The organism is Streptomyces sp. NPDC028910 (assembly GCF_055564955.1).
Genome location: NZ_JBVHVF010000029.1, coordinates 1 through 20,831, shown reverse-complemented (window position 1 = coordinate 20,831; position 20,831 = coordinate 1). Strand labels below are relative to the sequence as shown.

Annotated in this window: 17 protein-coding genes; 10 read left to right on the top strand and 7 right to left on the bottom strand. The window is 71.9% G+C overall.

Annotated elements, in window-relative coordinates:
- Window positions 1-96 precede the first annotated feature (96 nt).
- From acpP to ACZ4TV_RS27935, 5 genes are read left to right on the top strand one after another with little or no spacing between them, the layout of a single operon-like run.
- Window positions 97-339, top strand: a complete 243-nt coding sequence (gene acpP / locus ACZ4TV_RS27955; protein ID WP_468137784.1) for an acyl carrier protein — start codon at window positions 97-99, stop codon at window positions 337-339.
- Window positions 339-1,520, top strand: a complete 1,182-nt coding sequence (locus tag ACZ4TV_RS27950) for a beta-ketoacyl-[acyl-carrier-protein] synthase family protein (protein ID WP_468137783.1) — start codon at window positions 339-341, stop codon at window positions 1,518-1,520. The genes acpP and ACZ4TV_RS27950 overlap by 1 nt, the downstream gene beginning before the upstream one ends.
- 16 nt (window positions 1,521-1,536) lie before the next feature.
- Window positions 1,537-2,700, top strand: a complete 1,164-nt coding sequence (locus ACZ4TV_RS27945) for an 8-amino-7-oxononanoate synthase (protein WP_468137782.1) — start codon at window positions 1,537-1,539, stop codon at window positions 2,698-2,700.
- Window positions 2,701-2,750: 50 nt separating this feature from the next.
- Window positions 2,751-4,292, top strand: coding sequence for an AMP-binding protein (locus ACZ4TV_RS27940; protein WP_468137781.1), 1,542 nt, complete (start codon window positions 2,751-2,753; stop codon window positions 4,290-4,292).
- Window positions 4,289-5,488 (top strand): thiolase family protein, encoded by a 1,200-nt coding sequence (locus tag ACZ4TV_RS27935; protein ID WP_468137780.1) that lies wholly within the window; start codon window positions 4,289-4,291, stop codon window positions 5,486-5,488. The genes ACZ4TV_RS27940 and ACZ4TV_RS27935 overlap by 4 nt, the downstream gene beginning before the upstream one ends.
- 40 nt (window positions 5,489-5,528) lie before the next feature.
- Here ACZ4TV_RS27935 and ACZ4TV_RS27930 read toward each other — a convergent pair whose 3' ends face one another.
- Window positions 5,529-6,773 carry a cytochrome P450 gene (locus ACZ4TV_RS27930; protein WP_468137779.1) on the bottom strand — a complete coding sequence of 415 codons (1,245 nt, stop codon included), beginning with the start codon at window positions 6,771-6,773 and terminating at the stop codon, window positions 5,529-5,531.
- Window positions 6,774-6,990: 217 nt separating this feature from the next.
- Entirely contained in the window at window positions 6,991-7,542 is a 552-nt protein-coding gene (locus ACZ4TV_RS27925) for a streptavidin (RefSeq protein ID WP_468137777.1), read from the bottom strand.
- 444 nt (window positions 7,543-7,986) lie between these two features.
- Here ACZ4TV_RS27925 and ACZ4TV_RS27920 point away from each other — a divergent pair, with 444 nt between their 5' ends.
- Both ACZ4TV_RS27920 and ACZ4TV_RS27915 read left to right on the top strand, forming a co-directional pair.
- Window positions 7,987-8,562, top strand: coding sequence for a GNAT family N-acetyltransferase (locus tag ACZ4TV_RS27920; protein WP_468137776.1), 576 nt, complete (start codon window positions 7,987-7,989; stop codon window positions 8,560-8,562).
- A gap of 202 nt (window positions 8,563-8,764) precedes the next feature.
- Window positions 8,765-9,559: a hypothetical protein gene (locus ACZ4TV_RS27915; RefSeq protein WP_468137775.1), complete on the top strand. Its 795-nt coding sequence runs from the start codon at window positions 8,765-8,767 to the stop codon at window positions 9,557-9,559.
- Between the two features lie 175 nt (window positions 9,560-9,734).
- Here ACZ4TV_RS27915 and ACZ4TV_RS27910 read toward each other — a convergent pair whose 3' ends face one another.
- Together ACZ4TV_RS27910 and ACZ4TV_RS27905 are read right to left on the bottom strand one after the other, a co-directional pair.
- The gene (locus tag ACZ4TV_RS27910) at window positions 9,735-13,526 is read right to left on the bottom strand and encodes an nSTAND1 domain-containing NTPase (protein WP_468137774.1); all 3,792 of its coding nucleotides are present in this window, start codon (window positions 13,524-13,526) and stop codon (window positions 9,735-9,737) included.
- A 149-nt stretch (window positions 13,527-13,675) separates the two neighbouring features.
- Entirely contained in the window at window positions 13,676-14,038 is a 363-nt protein-coding gene (locus tag ACZ4TV_RS27905; RefSeq protein WP_468137773.1) for a hypothetical protein, read from the bottom strand.
- A gap of 378 nt (window positions 14,039-14,416) precedes the next feature.
- Here ACZ4TV_RS27905 and ACZ4TV_RS27900 point away from each other — a divergent pair, with 378 nt between their 5' ends.
- Both ACZ4TV_RS27900 and ACZ4TV_RS27895 read left to right on the top strand, forming a co-directional pair.
- Entirely contained in the window at window positions 14,417-15,535 is a 1,119-nt protein-coding gene (locus tag ACZ4TV_RS27900) for a right-handed parallel beta-helix repeat-containing protein (protein WP_468137772.1), read from the top strand.
- Window positions 15,536-15,569: 34 nt separating this feature from the next.
- Window positions 15,570-16,676, top strand: a complete 1,107-nt coding sequence (locus ACZ4TV_RS27895) for a methyltransferase (RefSeq protein ID WP_468137771.1) — start codon at window positions 15,570-15,572, stop codon at window positions 16,674-16,676.
- Window positions 16,677-16,774: 98 nt separating this feature from the next.
- Here ACZ4TV_RS27895 and ACZ4TV_RS27890 read toward each other — a convergent pair whose 3' ends face one another.
- Together ACZ4TV_RS27890 and ACZ4TV_RS27885 are read right to left on the bottom strand one after the other, a co-directional pair.
- Window positions 16,775-17,032, bottom strand: coding sequence for an acyl carrier protein (locus ACZ4TV_RS27890; RefSeq protein ID WP_468137770.1), 258 nt, complete (start codon window positions 17,030-17,032; stop codon window positions 16,775-16,777).
- 13 nt (window positions 17,033-17,045) lie between these two features.
- Window positions 17,046-18,221: a SchA/CurD-like domain-containing protein gene (locus ACZ4TV_RS27885; RefSeq protein WP_468137769.1), complete on the bottom strand. Its 1,176-nt coding sequence runs from the start codon at window positions 18,219-18,221 to the stop codon at window positions 17,046-17,048.
- A 147-nt stretch (window positions 18,222-18,368) separates the two neighbouring features.
- On the opposite strand from ACZ4TV_RS27885, the gene ACZ4TV_RS27880 reads away from it, so the two are divergent.
- On the top strand, window positions 18,369-20,027 hold the full coding sequence (locus ACZ4TV_RS27880; protein ID WP_468137768.1) for an FAD-dependent oxidoreductase: 1,659 nt from the start codon (window positions 18,369-18,371) through the stop codon (window positions 20,025-20,027).
- Here ACZ4TV_RS27880 and ACZ4TV_RS27875 read toward each other — a convergent pair.
- Entirely contained in the window at window positions 19,991-20,638 is a 648-nt protein-coding gene (locus ACZ4TV_RS27875) for a TetR/AcrR family transcriptional regulator (protein WP_468137767.1), read from the bottom strand. The two genes, ACZ4TV_RS27880 and ACZ4TV_RS27875, sit on opposite strands and share 37 nt — an antisense overlap.
- Window positions 20,639-20,831: the final 193 nt, after the last annotated feature.

Genomic DNA, 20,831 nt, shown 5'->3' with positions numbered 1-20,831 from the left:
ATGACTTCCGGCCTTGCGGCGCTGACACGGCGGCAACGGGACTGGAACAGTAAGAACACAGACAATTCATCTGATTCTGGGGGAGGTTGGCCACCCGTGGCTAACGACGACGTTTTCGACCGGCTCACCACCTGCGCCGTCGACGTCTTGCAGGTCAAGCAGGAGTCCGTGACCCCGGACGCGAGCTTGACCGAGGATCTCGGCGCCAGCAGTCTCATCCAGGTGGAGCTGGTCATGGCCATCGAGGAAGAGTTCGGCATATCGGTGCCCGACGAGGCGGTGGAGGACATCCAGACCGTCGACGACCTGCACCGGCTCATCCTGTCGCTGGTCGCCTGATGAAGGGCGGGACATACGGGGCGCGCCGCGTCGCGGTCACCGGACTCGGCGTCGTGAGCGCCTGCGGCACGGGGGCGGAGGCCTTCTGGGAGGGCCTCTTCCAGGTACCGCCGGAGGGTCACCGGGAGCTGACGGACTGGGACCCGTCCCCCTGGATGGACGTCCGGGAAGCCCGGCACACCGACCGGTTCACCCAATTCGCCGTCGCGGCCGCCGATATGGCCTACCGCGACTCGGGCCTCACGGAGGTGGACGCCGAACGCAGCGGCGTCGTCGTCGCCACGGCCCTCGCCGGTGTCAGCACCTTCGAACGGCAGAGCGTCATCCACCACGAGCGCGGCGGCAGGCGGGTCTCCCCCTTCCTCGTGCCGATGATGATGGCCAACGCCGCCGCCGCGACGGTGGCCATGCGCCAGGGATGGCGGGGCCCGTGCGAGAGCCTGGAGACCGCCTGCGCCGCGAGCACCCACGCCATCGGGCACGCCGCGCGGATGATCGCCGACGGCACCTGTGACCGGGTGCTCGCCGGTGGCACCGAGGCGGCCATCACACCCACCATCGTGGCCGGCTTCACCAACATGCGGGCCCTGTCGTCCTCCGGCCGCACCCGCCCCTTCGACGCCGAACGCGACGGCTTCGCCATCGCCGAGGGCGCCGCGGTGCTCGTGCTGGAGGAATGGGACACGGCGGTGGCGCGCGGCGCCACCCTCTACGGCGAGGTGCTCGGGTCGGGCAGCACGGCCGACGCGCACGACATCACCATGCCCGCCCCCGGCGGCGGCGACGCCGCCCGGTGCATCCGGCTGGCCCTCCAGGACGCCGGGGTGGACCCGAGGGACGTACGGCAGATCAACGCCCACGGTACGGGAACACTGCGCAACGACGAGGCGGAGACCAACGCCATCCTCTCGGTGTTCGAGGACTGCCCGCCCGTGACCTCCACCAAGGGGGCGACCGGGCACGCCTTCGGCGCCGGCGGTGCGCTGGAGGCCGTAGCGGTGCTCCTGTCCATGCGGCACGAGCTGATACCGCCCACGATCGGCCTCGCCACGGTCGACCCGGCACTGGCCGTGGACGTGGTGACCGGCGAGGGCCGCAAATGGCAGCCCGGACCGTCCCTCACCCAGTCGTTCGGCTTCGGCGGCCACAACGGCGTCCTCGTCCTCGGCCCTGCCGGATAGCGTTCGGAGCGAAGCGATGCAAGCAGAGCGAAAGAGCGATCCGCACGACGTGTTCGCGTGGATCGACGACAGCACGCGGCGCAGGGACCGGGCCGGCCTCACCCGCCGGCTCCAGGTCCGGGGCGCCCGCCCGAGTGTGATCGACTTCGGCGGCAACGACTACCTCGGCCTCACCCGCCACCCCGACGTGGTCCAGGCGGTCGCCGACGCGTCCCTGACCTGGGGGGCCGGGTCGACCGGCTCCCGGCTGGCCACCGGCACGACGGAAGTGCACGCCGAACTGGAACGGGAGCTGGCGGAGTTCAGCGGTGCGGAGGCCGCGCTGGTCTTCTCCTCCGGCTACCTGGCCAACCTCGGCGCGGTGACCGCACTGGCCCGCCCCGGCACCCTGATCGCCTCCGACGCCTTCAACCACGCCTCGCTGATCGACGGTTACCGGCTGTCGGGCGCGGACGTGGTCGACATCGCGCACGCCGATCCGCAGGCGCTGGAACGGGTGCTGGCGGAACGGGAACAGCAGCGTGCGGTGGCGGTGACCGAGTCGGTGTTCTCGGTCGACGGCGATCTCGTGGACCTCGCGGCCGTCCTCGGCGTCTGCCGCCGACAGGGCGCGGGTCTGCTCGTCGACGACGCGCACGGGTTCGGCGTCATCGGTGAGCGGGGCGAGGGCGCCGTGGCCGCCGCCGGACTGGCCGGCAGCCCCGACGTCGTCACCACCATCACCCTGTCCAAATCCCTCGGCGCGCAGGGCGGCGCGGTGATCGGCCCCCGTCGGGTGATCGACCACGTCATGAACATGGCCCGCAGTTTCCTGTTCGACACCGGGCTCGCACCGGCCTCCGCCGCCGGAGCCCTCGCGGCGCTGCGGGTACTGCGCGCGGAGCCGGACCGTCCGGCGCGTACCCGCGCGGTGGCGGTGGCCCTCGCCGAACGCCTCGCGGCCGCCGGACTGCCGGTGACCGAGGCGCAGGCGGCCGTGGTCTCCGTACGCGGGCCCTCCGCGGCACAGACCGCGCAGTGGGCGGAGAACTGCCTGGCCGACGGCCTCAAGGTGGCGTGCTTCCGCCCGCCGTCGGTGCCCGACCGGTTCTCCCGCATCCGGCTCACCTCCCGGGCCGACCTGACCGAGGCCGAGATCGACCGTGCGATCGAAGTGGTGGTCAAGCACAGTCCCTGGTAAGGCAGTCGCCCCGGGACGACCGTGGCCCGGGCCGAGCGATTGAGGGTGTCATGACGATCGCCAGCGGATTCCTCTCGCACACCACGACGTCACCCGACCGGGCCGCGCTCGCCATCGGCGACGGCCCCGGGCGGCGGTGGAGCTACGGCGCGCTGCGGCGCGGCGCGCTCGCCGTCGCCCGGGCGCTGCGCGCCGAGTTCGGCCCGGCGCCCGGCCCCGAGGTCCGGATCGCCGTACTCCTCGGCAACAGCGAGGAGTTCCCGCGGATATTCCTCGGCGCCGCGGTCGCCGGCATTCCGGTGATGGTCCTCGACCCGGCGTGGAGCGGCGCCGAACTGGGCGCCGTCCTGCGCGACACACCGCCGGTGCGGCTGTTCTGCGAAACCGCCGACGGGCCGGTCGCGGAGCACGCACCCCCGTCCACCCTGGTGGAAGTGGCCGGACCCGGCTTCGAGCAATGGCTGCGCCACCACGGGATAAGCGAACTCCCCGGCGGAGCTGAGGAGTTCATCGAGGTATCGGACAGCGCGCCGTTCTACGTGGGCTTCACCTCGGGGAGCACGGGCCGCCCCAAGGGGGTGGTCCGTTCGCACCGGTCCTGGCTGCGCACCTTCGACCGCTACACCGCCGAGTTCGGCATCGGCGCGACCGACACGATCCTGCTGCCGGGCTCCCTGGCGCACTCGCACTTCCTCTTCGGCCTGGTGCACGGGCTGCACGTGGGCGCCACCGTCTGCCTGATGCCCGCCTTCGACGCGGGCCGCGCGCTCGACCACATCGAGCGGCACCGCGTCACCCGGCTCTACCTGGTGCCGACCATGTTCCAGGCGCTGCTCGAACACGCGCGCCGGCACCCGGGCCGCCGGATCCCACACGTGCGCTCCCTGCTCTCGGTGGGTGCGAAATGGTCCCCCGCCCGCCGCGCCCTGGCCGCGGACCTCTTCCCGGACGCCGACGCCGTGGAGTTCTACGGGGTGACCGAACTCAGCCTCGTCTCCGTCCTCCACGGCGACGACGACGGTCCGCGGGAGTCGGTCGGCCGGCCGGCGGCCGGGGTCGAGCTCTCGCTGCGCTCCCCCTCGGGAGAGGAGGTCGGCGTGAACGAGACGGGCCAGGTGTACGTGCGCAGCGACATGCTCTTCACCCGCTACCTGTCCGCCGAGCACCGTGAGGCCCCGGACCAGGACGGCTGGTTCAGCGTCGGGGACATCGGCCGCGTCGACGAGCGCGGCTATCTGCATCTCCTCGGCAGGAAGAAGGGGATGCTGATCAGCGGCGGGCTCAACGTGTACCCGGAGGAGGTCACGGCCGCCCTGCTCCAGTTGGAGGAGATCGCCGAGGCCGCGGTCGTCGGACTGCCCGACGAGCACTGGGGCGACCTGGTGTGCGCCGTGGTCCGGTGGCGGCCCGGGGCCCGCCTGGGCCTGGCCGAGGTACGCGACCGGGCCGCGGCCCACGTGTCGCGGCAGAAGTGCCCCCGGCGGCTCTTCGAGACGGACGAGCTGCCCTGCACACCCAGCGGAAAGATCGACCACGGGCGGGTGCGGAGCATCCTCCTGGAGGGTCGCCACTGCATGCGGGAGGTTTCGTGAAGGGGCAGCAGCCCATCGTCGCGGCGGCGCGGCGGACCCCGATCGGCCGGATCGGCGGCGCCTTCGCCGCCACACCGATCCACGAGCTCCTCGGGCCCGTGCTCACCGCAGTGCTGGACGACGTGGGCCTCACCGGAGCCGACGTCGACGATGTGATCGTCGGCAACGCGGGCGGCTCAGGCGGCAACCCCGCCCGGTACGCCGCGCTCAGCGCGGGCCTCGGCATCGGCGTTCCGGCGACGACCGTGGACCGGCAGTGCGGCAGCGGCCTGGAAGCCGTCAACCTGGCGGCCCGGCTGGTGGCCTCGGGGGCCGGGGACGTCATCCTGGCCGGCGGCGCGGAGAGCGCCAGCACCGCGCCCTGGCGGGTGGAGCGCCCGGCGGTGCCCCACGGGACGCCACGGTTCTACGCCCGCCCGCACTTCGTGCCCGCCGAGTTCGGGGACCCCGACATGGGCGTCGCGGGGGAGAACGTGGCACGGCGGGGCGGGATCACCCGGGAGCGGCAGGACCGGTACGCCCTCGCCAGCCACCGCAAGGCGGTCGAAGCCGCCCGGGCGGGGCGCTACGACGCCGAGCTGGTGCCCGTGGAGGTCCGCGTCGGCAAGGCGGGCACGGTGGTGGTGACGGCGGACGAGTGCCCTCGCCCGGACACCAGCCTGGAGAAGCTCGCCCGGCTGCGGCCCGCGTTCGTCGAGGGCGGCACGGTCACCGCGGGCAACTCCTGCCCGGTCAACGACGGCGCGGCCATGGTCGCGGTCCTGTCCGAGCGGAAGTTCCGCGAGCTGGGCCTGTCCCGGGGGCTGCGGGTGGCCGACTCGGCGGTGAGCGGCGTGGACCCGGAGATCCTCGGCTGGGGGCCCGTGCCGGCGGTGCGGCGGCTGCTGAAGCGCAATCCCGGCCTGGACCTGGCCGACGTACCCCTGGTGGAGTTCACGGAGGCCTTCGCCGGACAGGTACTGGCCTGCCTGGACGAACTGGGCATCCCCGAGGAGCGCGTCAACCGGGGCGGCGGCGCGCTCGCGCTCGGCCATCCCTGGGGGGCCTCCGGGGCCGTACTGGTGACGCGGATGTTCTCGGACATGTTCGGGACCGTCGACCCGCTGGCGGGCCAGGCCCGGTACGGCCTGGCCACGCTCGGCGCGGCGGGTGGGCTGGGCATCGCCACCCTGTTCGAACGCTTTCCGGGGGACTGACCACCGGCCGGACGCCGGGTGCGCGGGCCCCGGACAGGGCCTACGGGGTGTCCCGCTCTACCAGGACCTGCAGCGGGGCGCGGAAGGAGAGCAGCGCCAGCATCTCGGGCGAGGACCGTACCGAGAGCCGGAGGTCCGGCAGCCGGGCGGCGGTCATCCGCATCACCACGTCGGCCTCCATCCTGGCCAGTTCGGCCCCGGAGCAGCGATGGCGCCCCACCCCGAAGGAGAGGTGCTTGCGCACGTTGGCCCGGTGCGGACAGATCTGCTCCGGGTTCTCGAAGACCTCGGCGTCCGATCCGGTGGACGCCAGCATCAGCAGCAGCGGAGCCCCTGCCGGGAGATCCACGCCGGACAGGGTCATCGGCCGGCCGGTGACCCGACGCCAGGTGGTGATGGGCGGATCCCGCCGCAGCACCTCCTCGGTCCAGGGCTCCACGGTGGCCGGCTGCGCGGCGAACCGCTGCCACAGGCCCGGCTCCTCGAGCGCCCTGCGGTACATGGTGCTCAGCATCTGGGTCGTCGTCATCTGGCCGGCGATGATCATGAAGTAGACCACGGCCGCCGCCTGGGTCACGCTCAGCGGCTTCCCGTCCGGCAGCCGGTGCGCGGCGAGCGCGCCGAGCAGCGTGGCCTCCTCGGGCGCCGGCTTCGACACCAGCGCGGTGAGCCAGGCGTAGAACTCGGCGGCCTCGCGGGCCAGCTGCACTTCGCGCTCGCCCCGCGGCCGCCCCCAGAACAGCTCCAGGGACGCGTCGCTCCACCGGGCCAGGGTGTCTATGCCGACATCGATGGCGGTTTCCAGACCGAGGAGCCGCAGCATCACCCGGAACGGCACGTCCCGCGCGAGGGTCGTCGCCAGATCGCACACGCCGTCGGCGGCGAGCCGCTGCTCGACCTCGTCGAGGGATTGCGCCACGACCTTCTCGACCATCGGGACCGAGGCGTTGACGGCCTGGGCGTTGAGCAGTCTGGTCATGATGCGCCGGTAACCGGCGTGGCTCTCGGAGCCGTTGTTCGCAAGCGTTTGAGGGAGGTCGAACTTGACCCGTGCGAGAACGCGCAGCGTCTGCACGGAGAATCTTCCGATCGCGTCGATCGCATTGTCCGGAAGGAAATTCTCCGGGTCGAGCAGAATCGCGCGCACGTCCTCGTACCGGCTGATCAGCCAAAGCCCCGTGTTCTCGTCGTACTTCACGGGTTCGTTCTCGCGGAGCGCCGCCATCGCCGGATATGGGTCGAGCGCATACCCCTGGTCGAACAGATCCACACTGTCAACGGGCATTGCCACCATCACGTCAATTCCACCTTCCCCCGATCGACGGTACCAAGCGTTCATGATCACGCTGAATACCCGCCGGGGCCGAACCTGTGTGAGACGCGTCTCGTGCGGACGCCGCCCGGGGGTGCGGCCGCGCACGTGCGGGCCGCCCGAAGGGACTCCCCGGGACGGCCCGCACGCGTTCGGTTCAGCGCCTCGGCACCTCAGTGCCCGGACGCGGTTACTGCTGGCCGGCCTCGAAGGGGTTGCCGTTGTTGACGCCCAGCTTCTTGGCGGCGTCGATGGCAGCGGCCGACGGCTTCACCTTGGTGAAGGTGTCGTGGCCCACGAGGGTGGACTTCCAGGCGTTGGCGGTGGTGGTGCCGGAGGTCAGCAGCCACTGGGTGTTGATCTTCGCCTCGGCGCCGCCGACGTACTGGCCGCTCCAGGTGGTGTTGGAGTGGGCGTTGCGGTAGTCGTTCTTCCAGGCCACCGTCCAGCCGAGGGCGGTGCCGCTGCCGTCGGTGGCGGGGGCGCTGTCGTAGCGGCCGGTCAGGACGTAGCGGCTCTCGGCGTTGCCGACGGCCGACTCGTAGGTGCCGGTGAGGCCGCCGTCGGGGGTGGCGGTGACGATGAAGGTCGAGCCGAGCTGGTTGTACCAGGTGCCGGTGATCCCGGCGCTGACGGTCGAGGCCTGCGTCTTGGAGGCCTTGACGGTGTCCGCCGACGCGCTGGCCGTAACCGTGACGGTGGTAAGGGAAACGGCGATGGCTGCAACCACGATCTTACGCATGTGAGACACGGAAAAACTCCCCTAGTTGTTGCCCGGCGAGACGCGCGACGCGCATGTTGCGCGCGTCGGGCCGCATCTCACCCGTGAAGGTTTGTGACCTCGGCCGTACACCTGGTGGTGCCGGTGAACAATCGGTAATGCGGCATGGCCCTTTGGCGGCAGAACAGGATGGTCGAGGTCCGGGTCGATGGTTGCCAAGGGCACATGTTCGGTGGAAATCGTACTATTGATCCGAGGGTTCTCAACAACATTTTCTGCAAAGGAGTTTCGGCCAAACTATGGCCGAGTATCGACGGCTACTTCGTCAACTCCGTCCCGGCCAGGGAAGCGGAGCGGATGGCGCCGCTACGCCGGTCGCCTCGGGGGCCGTGCCCTGCCCGGTTGGGTGACGGGCAGCCGATAATGCGTTGTCGCGACCACGTGGACCGGGAGAACATCCGGCGCATGGAAGAGCCTGCCGAAGTCCTCCGTTGTGACCAGGTCGAGCTGCGCCGGTGGCGCATGAGCGATCTCGACGCCTTGCAACGGGCGATCTGCGAGTCCTTGGACCATCTGGTGCCGTGGATGCCCTGGGCCGCGGACCCTGGCAGACAGCGAACCTCGGACTTCCTCGCCCGGACCGAGGAAGAGTGGGAGACCGGGCAGGCCTTCGGCTATGCGATCACGTCGGATGCCGAGGTGATCGGCAGTTGCGGTCTCATGCGCCGCGTCGGCGCGGGCGGCCTCGACATCGGCTACTGGCTTCACCCTCACCACACCGGACGTGGTCTGGCCACGATGGCCGCCGGGGGCCTGGTGCGCCAGGGTTTCCAGTGGGCGGGCATCGACCGCATCGAGATCCATCACGATGCTGCCAACCCCGCCAGCGGAGCCGTCGCCCGACGCCTGGGATTCGCCGAGGTCGCACGCAGACAGGCCCCCGAGGGACCCGTCGCTCCTGGCGAAGTGGGCATCGATGTCGTCTGGCGGATGACGGCGGACCAATGGCAGGCTCGTCGGCTCGGTGAGGGGGGTCGTTGAGTCCCGCAGGACGACGTTGATGGACTGCCGGGACCTCCAGCGGCCCGTCGGCGGACCGCCGTCCTGAGCGGCGCGGTCGGGCCGGTCACTCCCGGTGGTCCGGGTCGTCGGGCGTGAAGACGCTGAGGTTGATCCGGGCGCCGGGCGCGAGGATGGGCTCCGCAAGGCAGGTCGTGAGGCGGCCGGGGCCGCGGACGGCGTGGTGGAACGGGAGTTCGGAGCCGTCGGCGAACGGGAGGGGGACCGCGGCGCCGTCGCGGACAAGACGCCCCAGGGGGCCGGCGCGCGGACTCCGGAGCCCCGCACGGGGGCCGCCGCCGAGGGCGGCTTCTCCTTCAACAGCGCGACCCCGATCGGACCGGGCACCCACCGGCAGTCCATCGTCGTCGGTGAGGCCCCCTTCTGGCGGGTGGAGCTGAAGGCGGGCCAGAAACTGACGGTCAAGGCCGGCGTGGACGTCCCGGTCGACTTCCCCCACTCCGCCACCAGCGGGTGGAGCGTCACCGTCTACAACGCCCAGCGTGAGTCGACGCTGTGCAACCAGGACCACCGCGCGGCGGAGCTGTTCACGGGGAAGACCGGTCACTTCGAGCGGGTCTGCGGGCCCTGGGCGATCACCGAGCAGGACGGCGCGAAGAGCCCCGACTCCAACGGATACGACGTGCCCGGCACGTACTACATCCAGGCGCAGGTCGCCGAGCCGCACAGCGAGGCGAAGGGCATCGTCGTACCGATCTCGCTGACCGTGGATGTCTCCGGCACACCGAGCTCCGGAAACAGCCCGGTGTTCTTCTTCGGTGACGACGCCGCCCAGGGTCCCTCGCCGGCCGGTGCGAACGGGACCGGCGAACAGGGCGGGACCGGCGGCGTGGCGGCTGCCGCGAAGGACGACGACTCGCCTGTGGGCAAGCTCGCGCCGCTGGCCGGCGTCGGCGCCGGGATCCTCCTGCTCGGCGCCATCACCTTCTACGCCCTCAGGCGCCGCGAGGCAGCCTGACACCGGCGCTCGCACAGGTGAACGACCACGCTCAGCGCTCCGGTGCACGTCCGGCTCACCCGTGCGGGCCGGACCGCGGCCCCAGTCCAACGGCGCGGCGGCCGCCGCGAAGAAGCCCGGCGCCCAGAAGACGGCCTCGAAGGGGAAGCCGCGCCGCAGTGCCTGAGCTCGCCCTCTACGTCCGGCGTCGAACCGAGCCCGAACTCGTAGCGGGCGCCCGCTCCGGTCTGTCCGGTTCCCCGGGGGCGAGGCCCTGCCGCAAGCGGTCGATCGCCGCCAGCCGTGCCCCGACGTCCAGGTTCCACAGCCGTACGGTGCCGTCCGTGCTGCTGCTGGCCACCATGCGCCCGCCGGGGGCGAAGACGACGCCCCACACCGCGTTCGCATGACCGGACAGCGCGGCCACCGTCCGGCGCCCGGCCACGTCCCACAGCCGCACCGTACGGTCGTTGCCGCTGCTGGCGAGCGTACGGCCGTCGGGGGAGAAGGCGATGCCCCGCGCGGAGCCGGTGTGACCGGCCAGCGCCGCCTCGAAGCGGCGGCGCCGGACGTCCCACAGCCGTACGGTCCCGTCGTTGCCGCTGCTCGCGAGGGTCCGCCCGTCCGGGCTGAAGGCCACCCCCCGTACCGCACCCGTATGGCCGGTGAGGGCGGCCAGCGGGCGGCGCCCGGGGACGTCCCAGAGCCGGACCGTCAGATCGTCGCCGGCGCTCGCCAGGGTGCGGCCGTCCGGGCTGAACTCCACGTCGTTGGCGAAGTCCGTGTGCCCGGCGAGGACGGCGAGCGGGCGGTGCGTCACCACGTCCCACAGCCGGATCGTGCCGTCGGAGCCGGCCGAGGCCAGGGTCCGTCCGTCGGGGGCGAAGGCCACCGAGAACACCGACTCGCTGTGCCCCGAGAACGTGGCCAGGACCCGGCGCCCCGCCACCTCCCACAGCCGCACCGCGTGATCCGATTCCGCGGTGGCCAGCAGCTTTCCGTCCGGGCTGTACGCGGCGTGCCAGATCTCCGTGAACGGCCGCGAGGTCAGCACCGCGCCCCGCAGGTCCCACAGCACCACCGACTGGTCGAAGCCGGCGGTGGCCAGCACCGCGCCACGGGTGTCCACGGCCACCCCGAGGACGTAGTCGGTGTGCCCGGCGAGCGTCGCCGTCAGCCGGCCTCCGGCCACGTCCCACAGCCGGGTCGTACCGTCGCCGCCCGCGCTGACGACCGTCGTCCCGTCCGGCGTGTACGCGACCGAGTTGACGTCGTCGCTGTGCCCGGTCAGGGTCGCGGTCGTCCGGCGCCCGCCCACGTCCCACAGCCGCACGGTCCGGTCGACGCCTCCCGTGGCGACCGTACGGCCGTCCGGGGCGAACGCGGCCCCCAGCACCTCGTCGGTGTGCCCGGCGAGGACGGCCAGCGGACGGGCGTCCACCGGATCCCACAGCCGTACGGTGCGGTCGGCGCCGGCCGAGACCAGCGTCCGGCCGTCCGCGGCGTACGCCAGGGCGTTGACCCGCCCCGTATGGCCGGCGAGGGACGCGAGGGCGCGGCGGTCCCCGGCGGCCTCCCACAGCCGGATCGTCCCGTCGGGGCCGGCGATCGCCATCGTCCGCCCGTCGGGCGCGAAGGCCACGGCCCGGGCGCCCGCCGTGGCCGCCGGGAGAACCGCCGTCGCGCCGTGACCGGCGGTGTCCCAGAGCCGCGCCGGGCCGTCCGCGGAGGTCGCCGCGAGGGTCCGCCCGTCCGGGCTGAAGGCGACCGCGCGTACGCGGCCGGGCATGGTGAGGGTCGCGGTCGTCCGGCGGTCGGCCACCCGGCGCAGGGTCACCGTCCCGTCGGAACTGGCCGTCGCCAGCGAACCGTTGCCCGGCGCGAAGGCCACCGCGTTGACCGGCCCGCCGTGCCCGCCCAGGCGGGCGATGAACGGCTGGGCCTGGGTGCTCAGCAGGGCCCCCCGCGCCTCGCTCGTCGCCGCGGTCCGGTAGGCCTCCCCGGCGAGCAGTATCGACGCCTCCGGCTGGCCCGCGGCCAGCGCCGCGGACTGCAGGGCCAGCGCCCGCGAACGGGCGACGCGCTCCTGGCCGAGCGCACCCGCGCGCTGCTGGTACGCCAGAGCGCCGGCGCCCACGGCGAGGACCAGCAGGACCACGAGCGTGGCCAGCATCCGCTGACGCAACCGCAGCTGGCGCCCGGCCTGCCGCTCACGGCCGTCCTGCGCGGCCTGGCTCGCCCGCAGGAAGGCGGCTTCCCGGGCGCCGAGCCGGCTCCGGCCGTCGAGCTCGTCGGCCCAGGAACGGGCCGTCTCCAGCCGGGTCCCGCGGTAGAGGGCCGAGGGATCGCGGCCCTCGCGCTCCCATTCGGCGGCGGCGTGGGCCAGTTGCTGGTGGATCAGGAGCCCGGCCCGGTCGGCGCGGATCCAGCCGCGCAGCCGTGGCCAGGCGTGCAGCAGGGCCTCGTGGGTGATCTCGACGGTGTCGCTGTCCATGGTGATCAGACGGGCCCGTACGAAGGTGTCGAGCGCGGCCGCGGCGGACCCCGCGTCGACCAGTTGCTCCATCAGGGCGGTCCGGCTCATCCGGCGCCGCGCGGCCCCCGTACCGTCGGCGACGTGGACCAGCCGCACCAGGACGCGGCGCAGCGTGTTCTGCTCGGCCGGGTACAGGCGGGCGAACACCTCCTCGGCCGTACGGGCGATCGCCCCCTGGATGCCGCCGGTGCGCTCGTATCCGGCGACGGTCAGGGTGGCGCCCTCGCGTTGCCGCCAGGTGGCCATCAGGGCGTGGGAGAGCAGGGGCAGCGCACCGGAGGGGGTCCGGTCCGGCGGATCGTCGCGCAGGCCGACGTCGCGCAGCAGCAGGGGCACCAGGCCCGGTTCGAGGGTGAGCCCGGCGAGCTCCGCCGGGCGGATGATCGACTCCCGGAGCTCCGCCGGGGTCATCGGTGGCAGCACGAACAGCCCTCCGGTGAAGACGGGGGCCAGCTCCGGGAGGTCCAGACAGTTCCCGGAGAAGTCGGCCCGTACGCCGAGCACCACGACGGCGGGGTCCTCAGCGGTCGGCGCCGGGCGGGAGGCGGCCAGGGCGCACAGCACCCGTACGAACGCGCGCCGCTCGTCCTCGTCGGAGCAGAGGGTGAACAGCTCCTCGAACTGGTCGACGAGCAGCACCGGACGCAGCGGCGGCGGCCGCCGGTCCCGCACCCCCGAGGGAAGAGGATCCGCGGGAGGAGGGTCCGCCAGTCGGTGGACGGCTTCGAGCAGCGCGTGCGGCCGTTCCCGCAACTCCCGCGCCGTGATGCCGAGATCGCTGCCCAGGACCTTCCCGGCACGGTCCAGCAGCTCTTCCAGCGGATGCGCGGTGGGGGTGAACCTCACCACCGGCCAGCTGTCGGCGCCCGGCATCGGGAAGTCGCCGCGCCGCAGGGCCGGGACGAGACCGGCGTTGAGCAGGGAGGACTTGCCGGCGCCCGACGGGGCGACCAGCATCAGCGGCCCGCTGCCGATCCGCTCGAAGACCCGTTCGGCCAGCTCGGCCGTTGCCCGCTCCCGCCCGAAGAACCACCGCGCCTCCCGCGCGGTGAAGGCGGGCAGGCCGCGGTAGGGACATGCGCCGCCCGCCTGCGACCCGACACTGGCATCGGCATCGGCATCGCCGCCCGCGCCAGCGCCGGTGTCGCGGTCGGGGTCGGGGTCGGCGTCGGGCGGTCCCGTCTCCTGGACCATCCGCAGCAGTTCGCCCCCTGCCCGCAGTACGTCGTCGCAGCGCCGCGCGACATCGACGGTGACGCGCTTCGAGCCGGTCTCGATCTTGCTCAGATAGCCCTTGCTGTAGTGCGTCTGCCGTGCGAGGTCCGCGAGGGACAGGCCGCGTTGCATCCGCAGACGTCTCAGCTGTACGGGGAAGGGCATCGCGGTGTCGCCGGATGCGTGCTGGTGATCGGTCTTCCGCCGGCGGTCCGGATCCCCCAAAACATCCCCCATGGCAATGCGCGCCCAGGCACCGAGATGGCAGTGCCCAGGCTACAGCGGGGGTCGGACGGAAGACCGGACCTTCGGCCCGGTATGACGAACACAGGAACGTCCGGAGCCGTCGAAGAACGGCGGCTCCGGAACCGTCCTGACGAGAGGTGCTACGGGTTGAGGCGGACCGAGTTGATCGGCGTGAGGTCGGCGTAGACGCCGGTCTTCGCGGCGATGGGGTGCCCGCAGCCCGAGCCGCCGTAACCCGTGCACAGGTTTGCGGTCGCACCGCCGTACTGGTTGTTGAGGACCCAGTGGTTCCCGAACTGGTTGTTCACGTTGTGGGCCCCGTAGCTGTAGAAGACGTGGGTCGGCTTGACGGCGGGGTTCTGGTTCTGGGGGTAGATGCAGACCGCCCCGTCCGGGCATCCGGCCCACGCGTCGACCGGCTTGGCCAGGGCCGTACCGCTGAGCGCGATCACGGCGGCGGCGGAGGTCGCGAGAGCGGCGGCGCCGCGGAACATCTTGCGCATGATTTCCCCTTGCGGTTCTTGCCTCGTGTGGACGGCTTCAGCCTTCCGCCGGCGGGACCCGGAGTCGACGGGTTGCCTGTTGCCCGTCACCGGAGCGCGCGGGAAACCCCCTGTGACCAGCGCCGTCACCGAACGGGAGGCAACAGCCGCCCGGGGCCCGCGCCGCCACGGCGCCGTGTGACGTGCCCCCTGGGACCGTCAGGGCGGGCGACAGGCCGCAAGGCCGGACCTGATCCGGCGTCACGACCCGGGCCGGTGTCACCCCCGGTCCCTCGATCCACTCCTCCGGACGGCAAAATGCGGCCGTTTGCCCACCGGATGTATCCATCCGCTTACTCGGTGTGGCGAATCGTCGCAAACGCCCATAACTTCGGCATCGTGACGAATCGACAACTCAAGTCCCTCACGTCCATCGCAGTCGTCATGGCCGCAGGTCTCGGCGTGTTCGCGCCACCCGCGGCCGCGGCCGCGGCCAGGGTGCGTCCGGGCGACTCGATCCAGGACGCGGTGAACGCCGCACGGCCGGGCGACATCATCACCGTCATGCCCGGCACCTACTACGAGAACGTGCTGATCACGAAGAGGCTGACCCTGCGGGGGTGGGGGGCCGAGACGGTGATCAAGCCACCGACCGCGCGGACCACACGGACCACACGGACCACACAGACCGCACCGGCGGCCCGGGCCAAGGCCCAGGCCAGGCAGGCCGGCGCCTGCTCGCAGGCCGACACCGGCATCTGCGTCATGGGCACGGAGGATCAGCCCGTCGACGGGGTGAACATCCGGTCGCTGACCGTCTCCGGCTTCAAGCGGAACGGTATCTGGGCCTCCTCCACCGACCGGCTGAGAGTCGAGCGGGTGATCTCCGAGAACAACGGCATCTGGGGCATCGCCCAGGAGAGGTCCACCCGCGGGCTGTTCCGCGACAACGTCGCCCGCGACAACACCGACGCGGGAATCTTCATCGCCAACACCGTCGAACGGGAGGGCGGCGCCATCGACACCCTGGGCACCGTCATCCGGAACAACAGGCTGATGGGCAATCGGATCGGTGTCACGGTCAGGCGGGTCAGGAACCTCTCCGTCAACTGGAACACCCTCACCGGCAACTGCGCTGGCGTGTTCGTCGTCGGCGACGAGGGCGAGCCGGGCGCCGGTGACATGACCATCCGTGGCAACCGCATCCACGAGAACAACAAGTTCTGCAAGGGCACCAGCCGCCTCCCCGCCATCCAGGGCGTGGGCATCGTCCTCACGGGGGCCGAGGAGACGATCGTGCGGGCGAACTCCATTCGCGGCAACGTCGGGTCCTCACCGCTGTCGGGCGGAATCCTGCTGTTCAAGAGCTTCGTGGGCGCGACGAACACCGACAACGTCATCTATGACAACGAGGTGAGGGACAACCAGCCGGCCGACCTGGTCGACCAGGGAAGCGGAACGGGCAACCAGTTCCTCCGCAATCGGTGCGAGACCTCCGTACCGGCCGGATTGTGCTGACCGTGTTCCCCCTCATCAGGAGAATCGAGACCGTATGACCACGGTAAGTTCCACCTCCACCTCCACCTCCACATCCATCCCCACCACCCAGATCACCACCACCGCCACCCCGATCCCGGCCCCCGCGCACACCCCCCAGCCCGCCATGCGCCTGCGGGAGCTCGTCTTCGGAGCGGCCTGCGCCGCGGCCGTACGAGCGGCGGCCCGTCTCGGCGTGGCCGACGCCCTGGGGGATTCGCCGGCCACCGCGGCCGAGCTCGCCACGGCGGTGCACTGCGAGCCGCAGCCCCTGCTACGGCTGCTCCGCGCCCTGTCCTGCTACGGGATCTTCACGGAGACCGAGGACGGGACGTTCACCCACACGGAGATGTCGCGGCTGCTGCGCGACGACGATCCGCACAGCCTGCGCTACATCGCCCTGTGGTGCACGGAACCCTGGACCTGGCAGGCCTGGCCACGGCTCGACGACGCCGTGCGTTCCGGCGGGAGCGTGTTCCACGATCTGTACGGCAAGGGGTTCTTCGACTACCTGCACCAGGACGCCCACGAGTCGGCCCACGTGTTCAACCGGGCCATGACCACGTCCAGCATGCAGTCGGCGCTGGACGTCGCGGACCTCCTCGACCTGACCGGCGTCTCGGTGGTCGCGGACATCGGAGGCGGCCAGGGACACGTACTGGCGAGTCTGCTGGAGAAGCACCTGACGGTACGGGGGGTGCTGCTCGACCTGCCGGGCGTGGTGGCGAAGGCGGACCCCCGCCTGCGGGACGGCGGTCCGCTCGCCGAGCGGACCGGCATCGTTCCCGGGGACTGCCGGGAGTCCATCCCAGTCGAAGCCGACATGTACATCATCAAGAACATCCTGGAGTGGGACGACGACAGCACCCGCAGGACCCTGCGGAACGTCGTCGGCGCGGCCCGCCCCGGAGCCAGGGTCGTGATCATCGAGAACCTGGTCGACGACACGCCGTCGATGAAGTTCACCACGGCCATGGACCTGCTCCTGCTGCTCAACGTCGGCGGGGCCAAGCACACCAAGGAAAGCCTCCGCACCCGTATGGAGGACGCCGGCCTGGTGATCGGCGACATCCGTCCGGTCAACGCGTACCTGCACGCATTCGAGTGCACCGTTCCGGGCTGATCCCGGCCGGCCTCTGCCACGAACGCCCCGAGACCGGCGAGGAGCCGGTCTCGGGGCGTCGGCACGCGGGCCGGGCCGTGCCTGTCCGTCCGAAGCCCTCAGGTCCCGGCGGTCAGGGCGTTGTTGACGAGGTCGAGGAACTCGCGCGGCGACTTGCACCGGTCCGCCTCGGCGGGCAGCGGCCGCCCGTGCCGGTTCTCCAGCTCGCCGACGATGCCGAGGAGCCCCAGGGAGTCGAGCCCCCACTCGTCGAACTTCGCGTCGGGGCGGCCCGCCATGTCGGCGGGATCGACGGTGACGCCCGCGCCCTTCTTCATCAGAGCGGCCAGTTCTTCCATGGTCAGTCGAGCGGTCATGACGGACATCTCCTCAGGCTTGCGCCGGCGTACGCCGGTCGGTGATCAGGCGCATTGCAGAGCGCGCGAGAAAGCGTGAGATCTCCTGATCTGTGGTGGGGACGCCGTCCTTGGCGCTGTCGAGCAACCGGGCGAGCACGGCCGCCTTGTGACCGCCCTCGACGCCGAGCGCCAGAGCGGGCCGGGCATCGAGAGGGCCCCGCACGTCCAGGAGCCGGACGACGACGTCGTCGCGCTGGAAGACGGTGCTGGCCTCGATGGGACTCGTCGGGTCGCCCACGGCCGCATCGTCCTGACCGGCGAGCAGCCGGGCGAGTGCCGTGCCGCACCCGTCCTTCGCGGGGTAGAAGAGCGCGTGCCGCCCGACGCCCGCGGCCTCGGGGCCGCCGGCCGCCACGTGGTGGACCGCCGGGAGCGCCGCACGGGTGAAGAACAGCCGGGCGGATTCGGGGTCACTGAGATCCCGGTCCTGCTCCAGGTACGGGTTGATGGCTTCTTCGAGAGCCCTGACCTCGGGCTGCTGGGCCACATGGCGCAATGCCACGAGGAGGTCGCCCTCGACCTCCACCGCCCGTACGACGCGGTTGCCGTGCATGAAGAGAGAGGTGCGGCGCAGCCGGGTGCTCCCGTCGACTTGCGCCTGCGGGGAGGCGTACCCGCCCAGCAGCTGCGCCACTTCGGGCTCGCTGCCCGGCTTCACGGTGAAGGTCAGGGCGTGGCGGACCACGCCGTCCCCGCGTCGCGGAGCGACCTGGAGGCGGCCCCCGGGCCGGTCCGCGGCGTCCGTGGAAGCGGAAAGCGAGGCGGAGGACGAGCCGAAGGCGGGGACGGAGACGGACACGGGATTCTTTCCGGTCTCCCGCAGCACGCTGAAGCGAAGCGAGCGCGTGTCCCGTACGCAGCCGTGGAGCGGCTGGACGGATGCGACGTGTTCCTCGCTGCTGACCCAGGCCAAGAACCGCGGTGCGCTCTCCCATTCGCTGGTGATGAGCCACTGCGAGGGGTTCTCGATCGACTGGCACAACTCGTCGCGGATGTGTCCGGGGACGGAGGACACCTGTTTGCGGAGGTTCTCGTACACCTCCAGGAACTTGTTCTGCGCACCGTCGTACAGATCCAGCAGCAGCACGACCCGAAGCCTCGAGTCGTCGAAGGCGGACTGGGATATCCGTTCCGACAAGGTCGTCATCGTTCACACTCCTTCGAGACCACGCGGTCGCCACGGGGCGGCGCCACCGGAACCGATCGTTGTCCCGTAATCCCTGCGGCGCGAGAGGAGAGAACCAAGCGGGTGAACGAGCGAGGGAACCGCGCTCGTACAGGGCATGGAAGAGCCATGAAGGAAAACGTCGACCACCGCGTCCCAGTCCTCATCGTGGGCGGCTCGCTGGTGGGCCTGTGCACCTCGCTGTTCCTCGGCCGGCATGGCATCACCCACATGCTGGTCGAGAAGCACGCGGGTACCTCCACGCATCCGCGCGGACGCGGTATCAACGTACGGACGATGGAACTGTTCCGGGTCGCCCGCGTCGAGGACCGGATCCGCGAGGCCGCCTCGGTCCTGGCGGACAACCACGGCATCATGCAAGGCGGCTCGCTGACCGGTGACGACCAGGAGTGGCTGTTCGAGCAGATCGACCCGGGTGGCGCGCTCGCGCGCTTCAGCCCGTCGGCATGGTGCCTGTGCAGCCAGAACGACATCGAGCCGGTCCTGATGTCCGTCACCCCCTCCCTCGGGGCGGACCTGCGGTTCTCCACCGAACTGCTCTCCTTCGAGCAGGACGGGCGAGGGGTGACCGCGCTCGTCAAGAACCGGGAGACCGGGGAGCACAGCACGGTCCGCGCGGACTACCTCGTCGCCGCCGACGGGCCGCGCAGCCCGGTGCGGGAACAGCTCCGGATCGGCCAGAGCGGTCCCGGAGACCTGTTCCACAACGTGAGCATCACCTTCCGGTCCCGCATGCTGGCGGACGTGATCGGCGACCGGCGTTTCATCGTCTGCTACCTGACCAAGCCCGACGCCGACGGGGCCCTGCTGCCGGTCGACAACCGCGAGCGGTGGGTCTTCCACGCGCCGTGGCACCCCGACCGGGGCGAGACGCTGGACGACTTCACCGACGAGCGCTGCGTCGCGCACATCCGCCGGGCCGTCGGCGCACCCGACCTGGACGTCGAGATCACCGGAAAGGCTCCGTGGCACGCCGCCCAGCGGGTCGCGCTGCGCTATGCGGCCGACCGGGTCTTCCTGGCCGGTGACGCGGCCCACGAGATGTCCCCGACCGGGGCGTTCGGCTCGAACACCGGTATCCAGGACGCCCACAACCTCGCCTGGAAGCTCGCCGCGGTGCTGAACGGTGCGGCGGGCCCGGGCCTGCTGCAGTCGTACGAGGCCGAGCGCCTGCCGGTGGCGCGGGCGACGAGCGAGCGCGCCTCGGCCCGTTCCGTGGAGCACAGCCACCCCGGGTACGAGCCCGACCCCAAGTCGGTCCCCGCGCCCGCCCCGCGCGGCGGCGGACGGCAGAGCGGTGTCCTCTCCGTGGCCATGGGCTACCGCTACAACGAGGGCGCGGTCGTGGGAGCCGACCCGGACCTGCCGGTCGTGCCCGAACGGATGCGGCTGTGCGGCGATCCGGGCACACGTGCGCCGCACCTGTGGCTGCGCGGACCGGGGGAGCGGGAGCCGAAGTCGACCGTTGACCTCTACGAGCGGTCCTTCGTCGTGCTCAGCTCCGAGGGCACGCCCTGGCGCGGTGCGGCGCTGTCCGTCGCCAAGCGGCTGGAGCTGCGCCTGGACGCGTACGCGATCGGCACCGGGCCGGAGGCCGACCTGATCCCGGAGAACGGGGCCGACTGGGCCGAGGCGCACGGCACGACCGCGGCCGGCGCGGTCCTGGTGCGTCCCGACGGCTTCGTGGCCTGGCGCTCGGCGGAGGCCGTGCAGGATCCGGAATCGGTCCTCTACAAGGTCCTGGCCACCCTGCTGGACCGGTCCTGACCCTCTCCCCGGCGGGAGTCGCCGCCGACGAGGCCCGCCACGTGGTCGGTGATCGTGTCGAGGATGTCCGCCGAGATCGCCGCATCGCCGAGAACGAGGTGGTTCAGCGTCAGTCCGTCGGTCATGGCGGCCAGATAGCGGGCCAGGACGGGGACGGGGACGCGGAGCTCGAAGCCCATGTGGTGACGGAGCTGTTCGACGAGCTCGGCGTAGGTGTCGGCGTACAGCGCGTACTGCCGTCGTGCCAGGTGCTCGAAGCCCGGCCGGCGCAGGGCGTACTGCGTGAGTTCGTACGTGAGCATGTGCTCGCCGGGATGGGCGGACACGTGGTCCCAGTACGCCTGGAAGCCGGCCCGGACCGTCTCCCGAAGGGTGGCCTTCGGCTGGATCGCCTCCCTCACCACGGTGATGCTGTGATCGGTGATCGCCGCGATGACGGACTCCAGCAGGGCCTGCTTGGAGTCGAAGCAGTAGTGGAAGACGCTCAGTGACACGCCCGCCTCGGCGCAGATCGACCGGGTCGTCGTCGCGGCGACGCCGTCGCGGGTCATCGCCCGGATCGCGGCCTCGGTCAGCTGCCGGCGCCGCTCGGCCGACGGCATCCGTGCCATGGGCGGGTCCCTTCGTGCGGTGTGGTGCGGTGTGGTGCCGTGTGGTGCCGTGCCGTGTCGTGCCGTGCGGTGTCGTGCCGCGGAAGGCGGCCGGGGGGGGGGGGGGGGGGGGGGGGGGGGGGGGGGGGGGGGGGGGGGGGAAGGGGGGGGGGGGGGGGGGGGGGGGGGGGGGAGAAGGGGGGGGGAGGGGACA